Raw genomic sequence first — 15,179 nt, forward strand, 5'->3', positions numbered from 1 at the left:
CATTCACCTGGCCGCGGATTCGAGCTATACAAATTACTTCGTACCCGGGCCTGGCTCACGTCACAACGAGGGTCGCTTTCCTTCTTCCATGGTTGTCGGTTCATGACAGGGCTCTTAGCGTAGGGAGTGCTGGATGAGCAGCACCCGACCCGCGGCCCTGCACCGCAGAAGGAGTACGCATCGTGAAAGCCCTTGTCTGGCATGGTGAAGGCGACATCCGCCTCGATACCGTCGATGATCCGACCATCCTGGACCCGAACGACGCGATTGTCCGGATCACGCGCAGCGCGATCTGCGGCACGGACCTCCACTTCATCCGCGGCACCATGTCGGGCATGAAGGAAGGCACAATCCTCGGCCACGAAGCCGTCGGAGAAGTCACCGCCGTCGGCGCAGCAGTGCGCCGTTTCGCCCCCGGTGACCGGGTCGTCGTCTCCTCGACCATGTCCTGCGGCGTGTGCTGGCAGTGCCGTGCCGGACACACCGCCCAGTGCGACACCGCGAACCCCAACGGCCCCCAGGCCGGGACCTGCTTCTTCGGCGGCCCGCAGACCACCGGCCCAGTGAACGGGTTGCAGGCCGAGTACGCCCGCATCCCCTACGCCTCCAACACCCTGACAGCCTTGCCCGACACTGTCAGTGACGAACAGGCCATCCTGCTCTCGGACATCTTCCCGACCGCCTGGTTCGGCGCTCAACTCGCGGGTGTCCAGCGTGGTGACACGGTCGCCGTGTACGGGGCGGGCGTTGTCGGGCAGTTCGCCATCGCCTCCGCGTTCCGCCAAGGTGCGTCCCGGGTATTTGCGATCGACGGTGTCGAAACCCGCCTCGTTCAGGCCCTGGAGCAGAACGCTGACGTCATCAATTTCAACCGCGAGGACCCCGTGCAAGCTTTGATGGAGGCCACGCTCGGGATCGGGGTAGACGCCGTGATCGACGCCGTCGGCGTGGACGCTCAAAGGCCCTCCTCTGGTCCGGCGGCTGCTGCCGGCGAGCAGCAGGCCGACCAGTTCGCCCGGGAGGTCGCCGAGGTCGCCCCGAAGACCAACGTGCAGGGCGAGAACTGGGTGCCGGGCAACGCGCCCTCGCAGGTCTCTCAGTGGAGCGTGGAGACGGTCCGGAAGTACGGGCGTATCGGGATCATCGGTGTCTACAGTCCGCAGATGATGTCCTACCCGATCGGGCAAGCCATGAACAAGAACCTCACGATCCGGATGGGCAACTGCGACCACCGCTCCGTCACGCCACCGCTCCTGGACCTCGTCGCCTCCGGCGTCTTCGATCCGACCCGCTTCATCACCCAGCACGAACCCATCACCGACGTCGTAGACGCCTACCTGACTTTCGACCGTCGCGAGGAAGGCTGGCTGAAGACTGTACTGACAACGTCATAGCCGCCCGTCACCCGTTTCAGCGGCGAAATCGTTCAAACCCCCTGACACTCCCGCCGTATGACGGTCCACGGTTGCCGAACGCCGAACGCCGGTCGCCGATTGCCGTACTGAGAGGAGCGTGAAGAGTGCAGGGCGCACAACAGCAGACAAGCCCGACTGAGGAGATGGAAGGCATTGTCGGTTTCGCCGCCCGCTCCATCGAAGCCCTGGGCGAATGGGGCGTTGGCCTCTTCACTTTCCTGGAAACAGTCTTTCCACCCATCCCCAGCGAAGTCATCCTCCCCCTGGCAGGTTTTTTGACCCGCCAGGGCAGCATGAACATTGTCCTGGTCTTCATCACCAGCACCCTCGGCGCTTACCTCGGCGCCCTCCTGCTCTACGGCATCGGCGCACGACTTGGACTCGAGCGCTCCATCCGCTGGCTGTCCAAACTACCGTTGGTCGACCGGCACGACTTTGAGCGGGCCGCAGGCTGGTTCGAGCGGCACGGCAAATCGGCGATCTTCTTCGGCCGGCTCCTGCCAGGCGTCCGCAGCCTCATCTCCCTACCCGCAGGTGCCGAACACATGAACCTGGTGACCTTCAGCATTTTCACAGTCGCCGGTAGCGCTGCATGGAATGCCCTTTTGATCGGGCTCGGGGCCCTCTTGGGCAGCCAGTACCAGCTGATCGACCAGTACTCCCAGTACCTGAACTACGCCGTCTACGCAGCCATCCTGCTCACCCTCGCCTCGCTCATCAGACGGCGCATCAAACGACGCCACAACCAAGACGACGCCTGAAACTTAGCGGGCGGCTCGAGCGGCTTCACGCGGGTCGCCTGGCCACGCCCGTTTCAGCAGATGCGTGAACCAGGTGAGCATCGAGGTGCGGGTTCAAGTGAAACGTACCCACACCACTACAGAATCCGACATGGCTCTACGCCGCTGTGCGCGGCAGCATCAATACGTTAAGGAATTTTGGCCGCCCGTGACAGCACAGAAAAGACAGCACGGAAAAGGGAGTGCACCCGACCCGGGTGCACTCCCCTTTCACGTCGTTCAATCTCCTGCGGCTAGGTCAACCGTAGGAGAGACGGAGTGTCAGTCCTTTTTGAAGACGTCCTTGACCTTTTCGCCGGCCTGCTTGAGGTCGCCCTTGGCCTGATCGCCCTGGCCTTCGGCTTTCAGGCTTTCGTCACCGGTAGCGTTGCCGGCGGCTTCCTTGCCCTGCCCGCCGAGCTTCTCTGCGGTGTTGCCGATTTTGTCGTCCAGTCCCATGATGTTCTCCTTACGGTTGACTTCAGTGGTCGTTTGACCGGCTCTTGAGCCGATACCCCCAGTCTAAGCATGCCCATCCCGCCCGCAGGTCCCCTAGCGCTGTCGAAAAACTGCCGGGGAGCTGCTGCAGGGCTGCCGTTCGCACGGTGACGACGAGCAGCTTCCGCTCCTGGCCGTTGGCTTTGATTAGTCTTTTATGGATAACGCGGTCCGGTTCATGAACCACGTCCGATGGTGGATTGAGCTGATGGCGTAAGCCTGTTGACGCCTCTCGCCCTGAGAGCTGAGGCGCTTTTCGCTCTCTCCTATTCGTGACGGCATCATCATCGTCATCGTCAACTGACACTCTCGGCTGCTGACCGAGGTTGTACAGCTTGAGGGTACGTCGCTTCCTGCGGCAGATCGCTCTTGCGCGAAATGAGGTTCAGCTGGCGTGATCGGGGTCGTGTGCCGAACGGGTCGAGGTCCACGGTCAGACTCATGGTGTGCTCAACCGGATCCTCACACATCAGGTCGTGCATAAGGTTCAGCCACTGCACCGCTGTTCCTTTATCGGTGAAGTATTCCGACGGGTAGACAGCATCCTCGTAGGGGGCTGACAGCATCCGATCCATTGGTTTCCTGCCAAGCATCGCAGCGGCCAAAATATGTCTGGCAGACATGAATGCCCTGCGGGCTTCAGGGGATATATCGTCAACCATTCCCATGTCGACAAGCACGACGTACTGACGGTGTTCGGTGAGTTCGAAACTACGCTGGAGGATGGCCACGGCGTGCGCCGCGGTGACCAAGACATGAGAATCTGGGGCCACAAGGACTGCACACCTGTCGATTCGCTCGACGATGAAACCTGGCACGACGCTGTTGTGGCTACTCACGAACAAACTCCCGGCTCGATAACTGGCAGTACACCTGTGGCTACCACCCCGTGAACAGCGCATGAGACCAGCGGGGCCGACAAGAAGTTCCTATCCTATGCAGAACCCGGAGAAGGACTCCACTGGCCGACAGGTGATTGACCCACATCTCTCGCCGACCCGGTGGAGGAAGGACAGCCGTCGAGGGAACCTGAGCGGGGTGGAACCGGGAACAGCATTTGGACAATAAGTACCCTTCTGTTTCCCTGATCAGTGGGGCTGAGACGGGAAAGGGAGGATGAGCCGATGGGCGAGGATGCTTCCAACGGTGGTAGGACTGCCCGTTCCGGGCAGGCACGACGCGCCCAGGGTGCCGTGCAGCGGGTGCTGCATGATGAGCTTGTGCTCGGGAATTTGTCGCTCGCGGACCGGGTAGCGGCAGCCTATACGGGTGCTGGCCGGGACATGGCGGATCTTCGTCAGGTCGCTTATCTGGGCTTGGTCAAGGCCGTGCAGGGTTTTGATGCCGCCATCGGTGTTCCCTTCCCCGCCTATGCCGCCCCCACCATTCACGGTGAACTCAAACGCTATTTGCGTGATCATTCGTGGGTGATCCGTCCACCAAGACACCTGCAGGATCTTCGCCCGGTTATCGCAAGGACTGCCCCGGCGCTTGCCCAGCGTCTGGGCCGGGAAGCAACCGTGCAGGAGATCGCAGACGAGCTCGGCCATGAACGGTCCGTCGTCGCCGAGGCCCTTACATGCCATAGCTGTCTTTACCCGGTATCCCTTGACAGCGGGCAGAGCGGTGACGGGCGGGAAGATGGGCAGGAGGACGGGCAGTTGGCGGACAGCATTGGCCTGGAGGACGGCCGGCTGGGCAGATCCGAGGACCTGATCATGCTCCGGGCCGTGATCACAGGGCTCTCCATGAAGGAGAAGGAGCTTCTTTTCCGTCGCTACTTTCGTGAACAGACGCAGCAGGCTATCGGCGCAGATTTGGGGATGACACAGATGCAGGTCTCCCGGATGCTCGCCCGCACCCTGGTGAAACTCCAGACCCACCTACTCACCGAGCCTCCCGTCGATGAAGGTGCCAACCGTGTTCGGGCTACGCGGAGCGCCCGCAGTGCCTGACTGCCTGATCGTCTGATTGCTTTTCGCCTGGGCATTTGGTCAATGGCATCCGGAATGCCTGACTAGTGGGGTGCGTGATCGGGGAGGGGTGTCTGAGGAGCTGTCTGCCTAGATGGCAGCACGATGTGGGCCGTGGAAGCGGTATCGACCAGCATTGCCGAGTGGTGGGGCGTTCTGTCCGTGCCGAACGGTGAACCGGCCGTAGAAGAGCTTTATGAGGCCCCTTCGCGGGGAGGTGTAGAAGGAGGATGTGGTATGCGTACGTTCGGCATTGAGGAAGAGTTCCTGTTGGTGGATCCCGCCAGTGGTGTGCCGCAACCGGCTGGTGCTGGGATGAGGAGTCTGCGTCTGGGTGGGCGGATGAGCAGTGAGCTGCAACTCGAACAGGTCGAGACATGCACCAGGGTCCATTCCTCGCTGAGCGAGCTGGCTGCCGATGTCCAGCGATCACGGGTGATCGCTGATACGGCGGCCCGTAGGGCCGGTGCCCGAATCGCTGCTCTGGCGACCTCTCCCGTGCCGGTCACTCCCACCGGCACGCCGGGCCGGCGGTATGATGCCATCACCGCCCATGCCGGACTGACGGCACGGGAGCAGCTGACCAACGGCTGTCACGTGCATGTTTCTATCGCTTCAGAAGAGGAAGGCGTCGCGGTCCTGGACCGGATCAGGATCTGGTTGCCTGTCCTGACCGCTCTCACGACGAACTCACCCTTCTGGGAGGGCCAGGACACCGGATACGCCGGGTTCCGGTCCCAGGTATGGGGCAGGTGGCCCACGACAGGGCCCAACGAAATCTTCGGATCCACTGCTGCGTACCGCCGACGTGTACGGGATTTGCTGGACACCGGTGTCCCGCTGGATGAGGCGATGGTTTACTTCGACGCACGTCTTTCCTCCCACCACCCCACGGTTGAGATCCGGGTCGCCGATGTCTGTCTGCACGCCGGGGACGCCGCCCTGCTCGCGGCACTCGTTCGTGCCCTGGTGGACACTGCGTCCCGGCGGTGGGAAGCCGGTGAAACACCGGAACCGGTACCCGCCGCGGTGCTGGCCATGGCAGCATGGCGAGCCAGCAGGTTTGGCCTGACCGGGGATTTGCTGCATCCCGTGACCGGTAAACCGTGCCCTGCCCAGGATGCCGTGCATGCACTGATGGAACATGTCCGTCCCGCCCTCAGCGAGGCCGGCGACGAATCCATGGCCCAAAACCTGCTTGGCGAGCTGCTCACCCGCGGCACGGGAGCGCAGCAGCAACGCGGCATCCTTGATGCCACCGGGAACCTGTCCGATGTCGTGGCTGCCGCAGTCACCCTCACCACCGGGAGCGAAGTCCGTGCCCCCTCCCACGACTGAGCAGCCCCAGATTCAGGCGGATCGCTGGCAGCTCTTGTCCGGGGCTTGCTCGAGGCTTGCTCAGGTCTTGCTCGGGGCTTGTTAGTGCTGGTAAGTATCGCTGGTAAGTATCGGTAGCCCGCGGTGATGAGAATGGGCATGTGGTTGGACTTGCCCCGTGGCAGGATGTCCACGTCTGAGATGTCCAATCTGAGCGAGGTGACGACATCGAAGTTTCCCCTGAATACCTTGTACCGGGTGTAGGTGCGTTGAGTCACTCAGGGACAGGTCGTACCCTGAGTCCTTCAGGCGGTCTGTGAGGCTGCGAATAAAGAACGGGTAGTTCAAGTCTCCGACTATCGGGGTCGTGTCTCCTCCACTCCTTCCGACAAGCTCCTCATGGGCGGCATGGATCTGCTTGTGCCACAGCGCATTCGACGCAGTCAGCGGCGCCGCGTGAAAGGGCTCCACCACGAGGACGTGCATCGTTGACGATGGGACAGATCAGGGGACACGATTCATCGACGGCTACAACATCGAAACCCATCACACCCAGCGGTGGCACCGGACGCGACCGGCGGGAGTATTGAAAGGCGTTGTGGTCGCGGCCCATGCTTGGCAGGGTGGAAAGGACATCCGACAGCAACAGGACGGACTCCCCATGCCTCCCCCGACCCTCCCCACCGCGTCCGCACTGGACACCGCACGATTGTTGTTGGGAGTTTTCCTGCCCACCATCGCGAAGGGCCCCATCATCCGACGCCCCTGGGCCGTCGGGCTCTCCGCCCGGCTCGAGCTGGACACAAAGGCCGTGGCAATCGTCAAGAAAATCCACGCGAAGCATCCGGAGGGCCCACTGATGCTGAAGATTCCGATTCGAAAGCAGGCGGTGGTGCTGGCGCCGGATGACGTGAACACCGTCCTGGCCCAGTCTCCCGAGCCTTTCTCGCCGGCCAGCACCGAGAAGCGGGCAGCATTGTCCCACTTTCAGCCCCATAACGTCCTCATCTCAAAGGGCACCGTACGCACGGTACGCCGAGCATTGCAGGAGCAGGTCCTCGACACCGACCACCCCGTGCATCACCTCGCCGACAAGTTCGTCCCTGTAGTGGAAGAGGAAATGCAGCAGCTCCTCACCGACGCGGTGAAAAGCGGTGTCCTGCCCTGGGGAGACTTCCTCGACGCCTGGTATCGCGTGGTGCGCCGCGTGGTGTTCGGTGATCATGCGCGCGACGACAAGGAACTCACCACGATGATGATCCGCCTGCGCAAGGACGGTAACTGGGCCTTTTTCAAACCGGTGCGCAAAAAGACGCGCGCCCACTTCATGACGCGCATCGAGCAGGAGTTGGCGAACGCAGAACCTGGGAGCCTCGCCGCCGTCATGGCCGCGGCTCCGAAGTCCGACGGCACCCAACCCGCACAGCAGGTGCCCCAATGGCTGTTCGCCTTCGATCCCGCCGGCATGGCGACCTTCCGGACCCTGACCGTCCTTGCAACCCATCCAGAAGCAATGGCCGCGGCAAGGCGCGAGGCCGACGACGATGATTCAGGCAGGCGCTTCCTGCCATACCTCCGCGCCAGCATCCTCGAGGCACTGCGGCTCTGGCCCACCACCCCGATGATCCTCCGCCAGACCACCACACCGGTCCAATGGGAACAGGGCACGATGCCAGCCAATTGCGGCCTCCTAATCTACGCGCCCTACTTCCACCGCGACGACCGCTCCCTGCGCAACGCCCACAACTTCTCACCCGAGCGCTGGCTTACCGAAGAGGACGACGGCTGGCCCCTCGTACCCTTCAGCGACGGACCCGTCGTTTGCCCGGGCAAGCAGCTGGTGCTGCTCCTCACCAGCGCAGCGGTCGCCACACTCGTCAGCGGGAATGATTTCCAGGTCGAAAAAGGCCAAGCGCTGGACCCGTCCCGCCCACTGCCCGGCACCATGGACAACTACTCCGTCCACCTCGGCGTCTCTCCGCGCAGCTGACGGCAGAGGCCGCCAGCGACTTCCCATAAGGCCAACTAATCGCGCCCCACAACCTCGCCGTTCTTCGTCATATTCAGCCACGCCCAGGGCCGCTTGCCGATGAAGCCCTTGAGTACCTGACAAAGCTGGCGACCTCGAGGCCTGCTATCTGCTTGCTGAGCGCGGAGCCGGACACCGGCAGGTGGCGCAAGGGACGCGAAGGCAATCTCCTCGGCTTGCGCGAGTGCCGCCATGAGCGAGAACCGAACCGGATGCCCAGGGTATCGTCGAGCTGATGCCCCGGGTGAGCAGGCGAACACTGCTCGTTCATCGGCGTAGCTCATACCAGGCGCACGCCGTCGTCGTGAGCGCGAGGAGCGCAGCCGTAAGGCCCGCGAACCAGCCGGGCGAACACCCACATCCTCATCACCACTTACTCATACCCGGCCAGCAGATCGGTCAAGTCCTGGAAGAAGTCAGAACCTTTACGGTTAGTACTTCATGGTCATTGGCTTGGGCCGGTGGTCTAACCAAACGATGAGGAGGTGCTGCGAGCATGATGCAGTTATCGAAGTCCTCCACAGTGCGGCCTCCTGACGAGCGGTGGTATCAGCGTGTAGGGCACTGGCTGCGACGGTTCGTGGCTTCTTCCCACATCCTCCTGGCGGGGAAAGCAGGGCTTGCCGCGGCTATCGCGTGGACGATCGCGCTTGCTGTGCCGGGAGCTCCAGCGCAGTACCCGTACTACGCACCGCTTGGCGCACTGCTGGCAATGTATCCGACGGTCGCCGGGACGGCGAAAAACGGACTGCAGACCGTCATAGGGCTCACGGTCGGCATCATCCTGGCGTATCTGGCCCTCTGGGTCGGTGAACCCAACCTGTGGACCGTGGCGTTCGTTGTCGGCATGGGGGTGCTGCTAGCCGCGATGCTCAAACGCACCGCGGGCGGCGGATCAGGAATTGCCTCTGCCGGACTGTTCGTCCTAATCATCGGTAACAATGATCTGGGGTACTCACTTGGCTACTTCATCCAAACACTCATCGGGGTCAGTGTAGGACTGGCGGTCAGCGCGTTCATCGTGCCACCCCTGCACCTCAACGACGCCGTAGGACAGATTAGTCAGCTGCGCAGAACCGCTGCACGTCACCTGCAGGACATGGGCGAGGCGCTTGAAGAAAACTGGGATGCCAATGACCAGCGGTGGTCCGAGCGACGCGAGGACCTCACCCGTGCCGCCAAAAACGCCCGTAATGCCGTCCAGTATGCGGAGGAAAGCCGTAAAGCCAACATCCGTCGGCGATTTCATCCGCGGGACGTCAGCCAGGACTATCAGCACGTCGGTGTGCTGGAAACCGTGGCCTTCCACACGCTGAACATCACGAACATGCTGCAGGACGCACTTCATGGAACTCCTGATGAAAAACCCCTGCCACCTGTGATCCGCGCTCCCATGCGGATCGCCATCACAGCCGTTGGGGAAGTCCTCGATCTGTGGACCGTGGAGGAAAATGACGACGAAACGCTCACTGCGGCTCAAAGGGCTCTACGCGTATTGGAGACCACCATCTACGACACGGCCTCCCGTGAAACCCCCTTCGGCGCAGCCAGCTCAGTATCCATGAGCCTGCATCGCATCCTGCACGCCGTCACACCCGAACTGCGCCTCCCCCCATCTCCATGATCCGGATCGCCTGACTGTCCTAGCCGCACGTCATAACCGCAGGTCATAACCGCAGGTCATAACCGCATGTCATAACCGCCATCAAGAGCCGGAAGCCCAAGGACTACGCGGTCACCCCCGTTAGCGTGATGGTGACCGATTCCGGTAAACAGGCCCCCTGCGGGACGCTCGCCGCCAATGCCATTCACAACTTCTGGGCGCACGCCGTCATCTTTTGCGGCCACTTCCGCGACGGAACGGACACGTTCACGGAGGAGAAGGAGAAGGATGAAGAGGTCGACGGCGAGACCCGCGGCGACTGGTACGTCCGCGAGATGATCAGCTCCGCCAACATCTCCACACAGTTGGAAAAGCGCTGTGAGGGGTTACGGTTTCCGTGAAGCCGTAGTGGGTTCTGAGATAGTCTGCAGCGGTGTTGTCCGTTCCAGTACGTATTTGCAGGGCACAAATTTCAGGCGAGTTCCGGGCCATGTCCAACAAAATCTGCAGGGCTGCTTTTCCATACCCTTGTCGTCGATGGGCTGGATCTACAGCAACACCAAGTTCCAGGACGCCGGATTCATCGCCGATTCGGCGGAATCCGATCTGTCCGACGATACGCTGATGCTCGTAGTCGAGGATCAAACGACCATTCGGCATCGGAGCCGCGGTCCTTGTCGGGTCATCACCCGCTATGTGACAGGACCTTCTGCATTCCTCGGATACCAGGTATGTGGGCAAAGCCAGGCCGGAGAAAGTCTGCGCGCTCTTCAGGTCCCCACGAGCGAGGGCATCAATTGCTGCCGCTGAAAGGGGCAGGAGAGAAGTGTCTTCCGCTTCGAGCGCGGACGAAAACCACGGCGAGCTGTCCCTGATCATCAGCTATGACTATTTCCGGGTAATGAGATGGGTTGCTTGGGTGCCAGAGCTTGAGTAGTCGCGCACTTTCGGGAATCCGTTCCTAGGTTTGAAGGGCTTTGGCTGGTTGGAAAGTGTGGTCGTAAAGCACGCCGGTCGCTGCGGCCTGCACGAACTTGTTGATCAGGTCCACGGCCCAGTCCTGACCGCTCCATGTGCCGGGCTTATACAGTCCGAGGGCCGTATTGAGCAGGACGTCGCCGGTGTAGACGACGGGAAAGACGACAGCGACTGCTGTGGCGCCACGAAGACCGGTGCGGGCCGTGATCGCGTAGGCCGAACCCCACATGGTCCCAAGAGCGAAATGGGTCACCCAGTTCAGCTGTTCGCGCCCCTGCTGGGTCCTCGGGTGGATGGGCAGGATACGCACGGCAAGATTCGCCGGCGCGTAGCTGGTTTTCCGCCCGGTCAACGGCATTTCGACGAATTTTTGGAAGGCCGTCATCACCACCGTCCCGGCAACACCTGCGACGATACCGCGGGTAATCGACCCCACTACGGAAGGCTTCTCTTTGGTAGGCATGCTGCCGAGTATTGTCCTACCTGGCAGCATCCGCAACCACCGCAAATATGGCAAACATTGCAAGGGCTACTGCAGTGGTCATCAGCTGGTGGAGGGGCCGACGGTATTGCCGGGTAGGCCGCTCTCCTAGAAGACACTCGCCGCACAGGTCCTGCGACCGGTGTTCACCGCCAGCACCTGGGCAGGGGCAAAAGGACTTCTGTTTTCCCGCCGGGCACGACACGAGCGGCCAGGCCGCAGGTTTTCAGTGTGGGCCGATGACCAGTGCGTGGCGCACAGCAGCGTCAACACCCTGGGTCCAGGGGTCTCCGTGACCGGGTAGCACGGTGGTGGCGCCGGTGGCGGCCACGGCGTCCAGGGATGCAAGGGCCAGACGGGTGTCTTTGGTGGCTGCGGAGGCGACGATCTGCGGACCGGTCGTCCCGGTGTAGGGATCCAGGGTGACCAGGGCGTCTCCGCTGAGGACAGTATCGCGGTCGGGCAGGTGGAGGATGCAGTGCCCGTCGGTGTGGCCGGGAGTGTGCACGGCGATCGGTTGGCCCGGTACCGGCAGGATCGTGCCGGTGGGCAGTTGCTTGACGTCCTTCACGCCCTTGACCGTCAGTGCGCCGGCTGCGGCCATCCGGCCCAGCAGCGGCAGGGATTTGGGGTGGGTGAGCGGGTAGAGGAAGCGGTTGCGTTGGGGCTTGTACCGGTAGGGGTGAGCGGCCAGGTGCACGTCGAGAGGGTGCACCATGACGGGCACATCCCATTCCTGCTGCGCACGTGCGGCGAAGCCGACGTGATCGAAATGCCCGTGGGTGAGGATCAGCGCTTTGACTTCATCCGGGCGCCGGCCGCGGCTTTCGAGAGCTTCCAGGACCATGGGCCACATGCTCGGTAAGCCCGCGTCCACCAGGGTCACACCCTCGTCGTCCTCGATGATGTAGCAGTTGACGTGGGCGTGGGTGATGAAGTGGACTCCTTCGGCGACTTCCGGGGTGATCATGGGGCTCCTTGGATTGTCAGTAAGCTGATGGTCCTGTTCATCGTGGGAGTTAGCCGGGAGGCAAGTCAACTCAACCCAGAGATGATCATGCTGCTTCGAGTCTCGCTAAGGCTTGCAGACTTCGGCCCTGCCTAAGGGGGATACCAGCCCTCGTAAAGAGGGTCCACCCGTGCGACCGGTCTTTGTCGGTACTCCAGCAGGTCCCCGGCGGCGGCTGAAAAGGGCCAGCGGAACGCGTCCGGGGTAAACGCTTTTAACTTCACTACTGGTTCAACCCTTGCAACAGAATCGAAGATTAGGAATTTAGCCACAGCCTAGGTATCCAGAAGTTCCAAAGCGAAGAGGAGGACAGTCATATGGATCGGCTTTGTTGAGTTCGATGTATTGCTCGGTGACGTTCATTCGTTGCAAAGTAAGCGGTCGGTGGTACGGCGACTGGTGTCGGATTTGGGCCGGAAGTTTAAAGTTTCCGTAGCCGTAGCCGAAGCCGATAACCAGGAGCTGCATCGTCGGGTTGTTGTCGGGGGGAGTTTGGTAGGAGGGGGTCGGCCGCATGTGTTGAATGTGCTGGATTGTGTGGAGCGGTATGTTGCGGCGCGGCCGGAAGTGGAATTGCTCAGCGCCCGACGACGGCTCCTCAGCAACGAGGACTAGAGTTTATTCCGCTGGCAAAACATCGGGTTGATTGTGACAGTCATGCCCCGGACCACCTACTCCCCTCAAACGGGAACAGAAAGCGGTGCCCGGATTACCACCCCCATAAACGGCTCCCCCGGCGCCGCCGCTTTCAGCTCACACTTCGGCGCAGACCTACCATGCAATGCTCACTAAAAATTTCTCACCGGACGTTTTACGGAGAAGTCCGGCGAACCGCCCAGACAGTGAATACTGTCGTCTCACAACCGCCGTTAAGTTACGACACATTTGGTCGAGACACGACGACTTCCCCGTGGGGATTGACCGCGGGCCCAAAAACCCGGCACCGAGGATGGCTGCCAGAGACCGGCGGAAGTTGCGTCACCAAAGCAAGGAACACCCCCGTCCCGCGAAAGGGTGCAGGCATTCTGGCTATACCTCGACGGAGGTGATCCAGCGGCCGTCAGCCTTGCGTACACTTCGTTGAGTAGGAGTAAGCCAAATTTCTCCACGCTCTCTGAGCTCTGCAACATCCGGGGCATCTGGCGGTTGCACCCAGTCCTCCGGGACTGCGTGCCCGTCGTTGGTTCCGCATGCTTGGCAGAAGTAGTGGACGACATGATCAACAGGGCCGTTCCTGTCTCCGGTCAGGCTTGCGGTCAGGCTCTCAGTGTTAGTGCCAAAGACCGCGCCGGTGTCAGTGTCGGTGACGCTGTTGGTGACGGTGTCAGTGTCAGTGTCGGTGTTGGTGTCGGCCCTGGTGTTGGTGTCGGGGTATTCGGTGTGGCCGTGACCGGCCCCGGTGAACGTCAGAAAACGGTCTGTCTGGCACTTGTTGCACCTCGGGATGTTCATCAGTACTCCTCTCAAAAAGCGATGCTTCCGGGTGGCTCGTGGACAGGCTTATGGGCCGGCTTGTTACTGTCATCTAATGGACGATGGCCGCCGTTGCTGATGGTGCGTCCTTTTAGGGTCGGTGTGGGGCGGGGTCGTTGCGGTAAAGGTTTTCGAAGGCATCCATGGTCGCTTTCAGGCTATGGTCCGTGGCTTTGGTATGGCTCGCGATACCCATGTCCTGTAATCGGTCCGGATTCTGGACGAGGATGTTGTTCAGCTTCGCTGCCAGGTCTGCAGGGTCGTTCGGGGTAAACAGGTACCCGTTGATTCCGTCCTCCACGAGGTGCGGCAAGGCCATGGCATTGGCCAGGACAACGGGTTTGCCTGCGGACATCGCCTCCAAAGACGCCAGGGACTGCAGCTCCGCTGTCCCTGGCTGGCAAAAGATCGTCGCCCGCAGGTATGCCTGGCGCAACTGTTCATCGTCGACCACGCCCAGGAATCTGACCCGGTGCTCCACGCCCAACCTGACAGCCAGGGCCCGCAGCGTTGCCAGCATCTCCCCTCCGCCGACGATCTCCGCGTGTACGTTCAGGGCCGGGTCCGTCCGGGCAAGGGCTGTGAGCAGCACGTCGATGTTTTTCTCCTTCGCTAGGCGCCCCACGAAAAGCACCACCGGGTGCTCCGCCACGGGAACGCTTTCGCCCGGTGCCAGTTCGTAATGGGCGGCATCGACGCCGTTGGACAACGGGATGACTTCGTGCAGGAACGCGTGCTCGCGCATCGCCTGCGCAGCCAACGGTGTCGGGGTGGTGACCACGTCCGCGGCACCCAGAACCTTGCCCATGTCTTTCCACGAGTTCCTGGCGATGATGTCGCGGAACCACTGCGGGAACGGCAAGAACGGCTCAAGGTTCTCGGGCATGAAATGGTTGGTCGCGACCACCCTGATTCCCCGCCGGGAAGCCTCATCAATGGCGGCCCTGCCGAGCATGTAATGGCTTTGAGCATGCACCACATCGGGGCGGACCTCATCGAAGATACGCCGTATGTCCCGCCGGATCTCCCACGACAGGCAGATCCGGAAATACTCGTGAGTGGGTGCCGCACGGGACCTCAACCGGTAGATTCTGCCTTGATCCGTGACCTCAACCCGGACAGGGCCTCGCTCCGGCCGTGCGGCCAGCACATGGACATCATGGCCGCGCTCGGCCATCGCAGCAACCAGGTGGGACCCGAACGCTGCCGCCCCGTTCACATGCGGAGGATACGTATCCGCAGCAACTAAAATCCTCAAGGACTTCCCATCGGCGTTTGCTGTCACGATCGGCCGTACCCGTGGTCCCACTGGCTGTAGCCGCGGGTATCAACCCGTAGCGGGCTGGTGGGCAGGGACCGTGACCCGGTTCCGTCCAACGGGTCATGGAACAACCCGACAACCACTGGCTCGAACGGTGCGCTCTTCGTGACCGTCGCCGCATCACCGGCACCAGCACCAGCACCGGTTTCTGCTGCGGTGTCTGGTTCCTCGACGGCGTGGTTGTTCTGCCGGTCGTTACCGAACTTCACTGGTGTGTGTTTCACTGTTGCTTCTCACATCCTGGCATCGTCAATCGGGTTATTTCGGGGCGGGTTGAAGGGCCGCCCTGCCCGGCGTCGGCCC

The 15,179-nt window shown here is 61.8% G+C and carries 16 protein-coding genes and 1 pseudogene; 9 read left to right on the plus strand and 8 right to left on the minus strand.

The window, feature by feature from the left end; translation table 11 throughout:
• The first annotated feature begins 182 nt into the window (after window positions 1–182).
• Window positions 183–1,394: a zinc-dependent alcohol dehydrogenase gene (locus tag AC1MFI_RS19115; RefSeq protein WP_479821334.1), complete on the plus strand. Its 1,212-nt coding sequence runs from the start codon at window positions 183–185 to the stop codon at window positions 1,392–1,394.
• A gap of 164 nt (window positions 1,395–1,558) precedes the next feature.
• On the plus strand, window positions 1,559–2,176 hold the full coding sequence (locus AC1MFI_RS19120; protein WP_479821335.1) for a DedA family protein: 618 nt from the start codon (window positions 1,559–1,561) through the stop codon (window positions 2,174–2,176).
• Between the two features lie 300 nt (window positions 2,177–2,476).
• Here AC1MFI_RS19120 and AC1MFI_RS19125 read toward each other — a convergent pair whose 3' ends face one another.
• Together AC1MFI_RS19125 and AC1MFI_RS19130 are read right to left on the minus strand one after the other, a co-directional pair.
• Window positions 2,477–2,653, minus strand: a complete 177-nt coding sequence (locus AC1MFI_RS19125) for a CsbD family protein (protein WP_479821336.1) — start codon at window positions 2,651–2,653, stop codon at window positions 2,477–2,479.
• A 335-nt stretch (window positions 2,654–2,988) separates the two neighbouring features.
• The gene (locus tag AC1MFI_RS19130; RefSeq protein ID WP_479821337.1) at window positions 2,989–3,531 is read right to left on the minus strand and encodes a DUF7793 family protein; all 543 of its coding nucleotides are present in this window, start codon (window positions 3,529–3,531) and stop codon (window positions 2,989–2,991) included.
• Between the two features lie 285 nt (window positions 3,532–3,816).
• On the opposite strand from AC1MFI_RS19130, the gene AC1MFI_RS19135 reads away from it, so the two are divergent.
• The 5 genes and pseudogenes from AC1MFI_RS19135 to AC1MFI_RS19155 all read left to right on the plus strand — a co-directional run.
• Window positions 3,817–4,647 carry a sigma-70 family RNA polymerase sigma factor gene (locus AC1MFI_RS19135; protein ID WP_479821338.1) on the plus strand — a complete coding sequence of 277 codons (831 nt, stop codon included), beginning with the start codon at window positions 3,817–3,819 and terminating at the stop codon, window positions 4,645–4,647.
• 255 nt (window positions 4,648–4,902) lie between these two features.
• Window positions 4,903–6,003: a glutamate--cysteine ligase gene (locus AC1MFI_RS19140; RefSeq protein ID WP_479821339.1), complete on the plus strand. Its 1,101-nt coding sequence runs from the start codon at window positions 4,903–4,905 to the stop codon at window positions 6,001–6,003.
• Between the two features lie 790 nt (window positions 6,004–6,793).
• Window positions 6,794–7,972, plus strand: coding sequence for a cytochrome P450 (locus tag AC1MFI_RS19145; RefSeq protein WP_479821340.1), 1,179 nt, complete (start codon window positions 6,794–6,796; stop codon window positions 7,970–7,972).
• A gap of 535 nt (window positions 7,973–8,507) precedes the next feature.
• Window positions 8,508–9,635 (plus strand): FUSC family protein, encoded by a 1,128-nt coding sequence (locus AC1MFI_RS19150; RefSeq protein ID WP_479821341.1) that lies wholly within the window; start codon window positions 8,508–8,510, stop codon window positions 9,633–9,635.
• A 98-nt stretch (window positions 9,636–9,733) separates the two neighbouring features.
• A pseudogene (locus AC1MFI_RS19155) lies at window positions 9,734–9,973 on the plus strand (acyl-CoA desaturase); the annotation flags it as partial.
• On the opposite strand, the gene AC1MFI_RS19160 reads toward AC1MFI_RS19155, so the two are convergent.
• The gene (locus tag AC1MFI_RS19160) at window positions 9,954–10,259 is read right to left on the minus strand and encodes a GNAT family N-acetyltransferase (protein WP_479821424.1); all 306 of its coding nucleotides are present in this window, start codon (window positions 10,257–10,259) and stop codon (window positions 9,954–9,956) included. The pseudogene AC1MFI_RS19155 and the gene AC1MFI_RS19160 sit on opposite strands and share 20 nt — an antisense overlap.
• Between AC1MFI_RS19160 and AC1MFI_RS19165 the strand changes: the two genes are divergently transcribed.
• Window positions 10,152–10,424 carry a hypothetical protein gene (locus AC1MFI_RS19165; protein ID WP_479821426.1) on the plus strand — a complete coding sequence of 91 codons (273 nt, stop codon included), beginning with the start codon at window positions 10,152–10,154 and terminating at the stop codon, window positions 10,422–10,424. The genes AC1MFI_RS19160 and AC1MFI_RS19165 overlap by 108 nt on opposite strands.
• 151 nt (window positions 10,425–10,575) lie before the next feature.
• Here AC1MFI_RS19165 and AC1MFI_RS19170 read toward each other — a convergent pair whose 3' ends face one another.
• Complete coding sequence (locus AC1MFI_RS19170; protein ID WP_479821342.1) at window positions 10,576–11,055, minus strand: hypothetical protein; 480 nt, start codon at window positions 11,053–11,055, stop codon at window positions 10,576–10,578.
• Between the two features lie 244 nt (window positions 11,056–11,299).
• Window positions 11,300–12,043 (minus strand): MBL fold metallo-hydrolase, encoded by a 744-nt coding sequence (locus AC1MFI_RS19175; protein WP_479821343.1) that lies wholly within the window; start codon window positions 12,041–12,043, stop codon window positions 11,300–11,302.
• A 354-nt stretch (window positions 12,044–12,397) separates the two neighbouring features.
• On the opposite strand from AC1MFI_RS19175, the gene AC1MFI_RS19180 reads away from it, so the two are divergent.
• Window positions 12,398–12,697, plus strand: a complete 300-nt coding sequence (locus AC1MFI_RS19180) for a DUF503 domain-containing protein (RefSeq protein WP_479821425.1) — start codon at window positions 12,398–12,400, stop codon at window positions 12,695–12,697.
• Window positions 12,698–13,111: 414 nt separating this feature from the next.
• On the opposite strand, the gene AC1MFI_RS19185 is transcribed toward AC1MFI_RS19180, so the two are convergent.
• The 3 genes from AC1MFI_RS19185 to AC1MFI_RS19195 all read right to left on the minus strand — a co-directional run bounded on the left by AC1MFI_RS19185 (window position 13,112) and on the right by AC1MFI_RS19195 (window position 15,100).
• Window positions 13,112–13,534 carry a hypothetical protein gene (locus AC1MFI_RS19185; RefSeq protein WP_479821344.1) on the minus strand — a complete coding sequence of 141 codons (423 nt, stop codon included), beginning with the start codon at window positions 13,532–13,534 and terminating at the stop codon, window positions 13,112–13,114.
• Between the two features lie 112 nt (window positions 13,535–13,646).
• Window positions 13,647–14,840, minus strand: a complete 1,194-nt coding sequence (locus AC1MFI_RS19190; RefSeq protein ID WP_479821345.1) for a glycosyltransferase — start codon at window positions 14,838–14,840, stop codon at window positions 13,647–13,649.
• The gene (locus AC1MFI_RS19195) at window positions 14,837–15,100 is read right to left on the minus strand and encodes a hypothetical protein (protein ID WP_479821346.1); all 264 of its coding nucleotides are present in this window, start codon (window positions 15,098–15,100) and stop codon (window positions 14,837–14,839) included. The genes AC1MFI_RS19190 and AC1MFI_RS19195 overlap by 4 nt, the downstream gene beginning before the upstream one ends.
• Between the last annotated feature and the right edge of the window lie 79 nt (window positions 15,101–15,179).

The sequence above is a fragment of the Arthrobacter sp. BC5 genome (assembly GCF_056680255.1).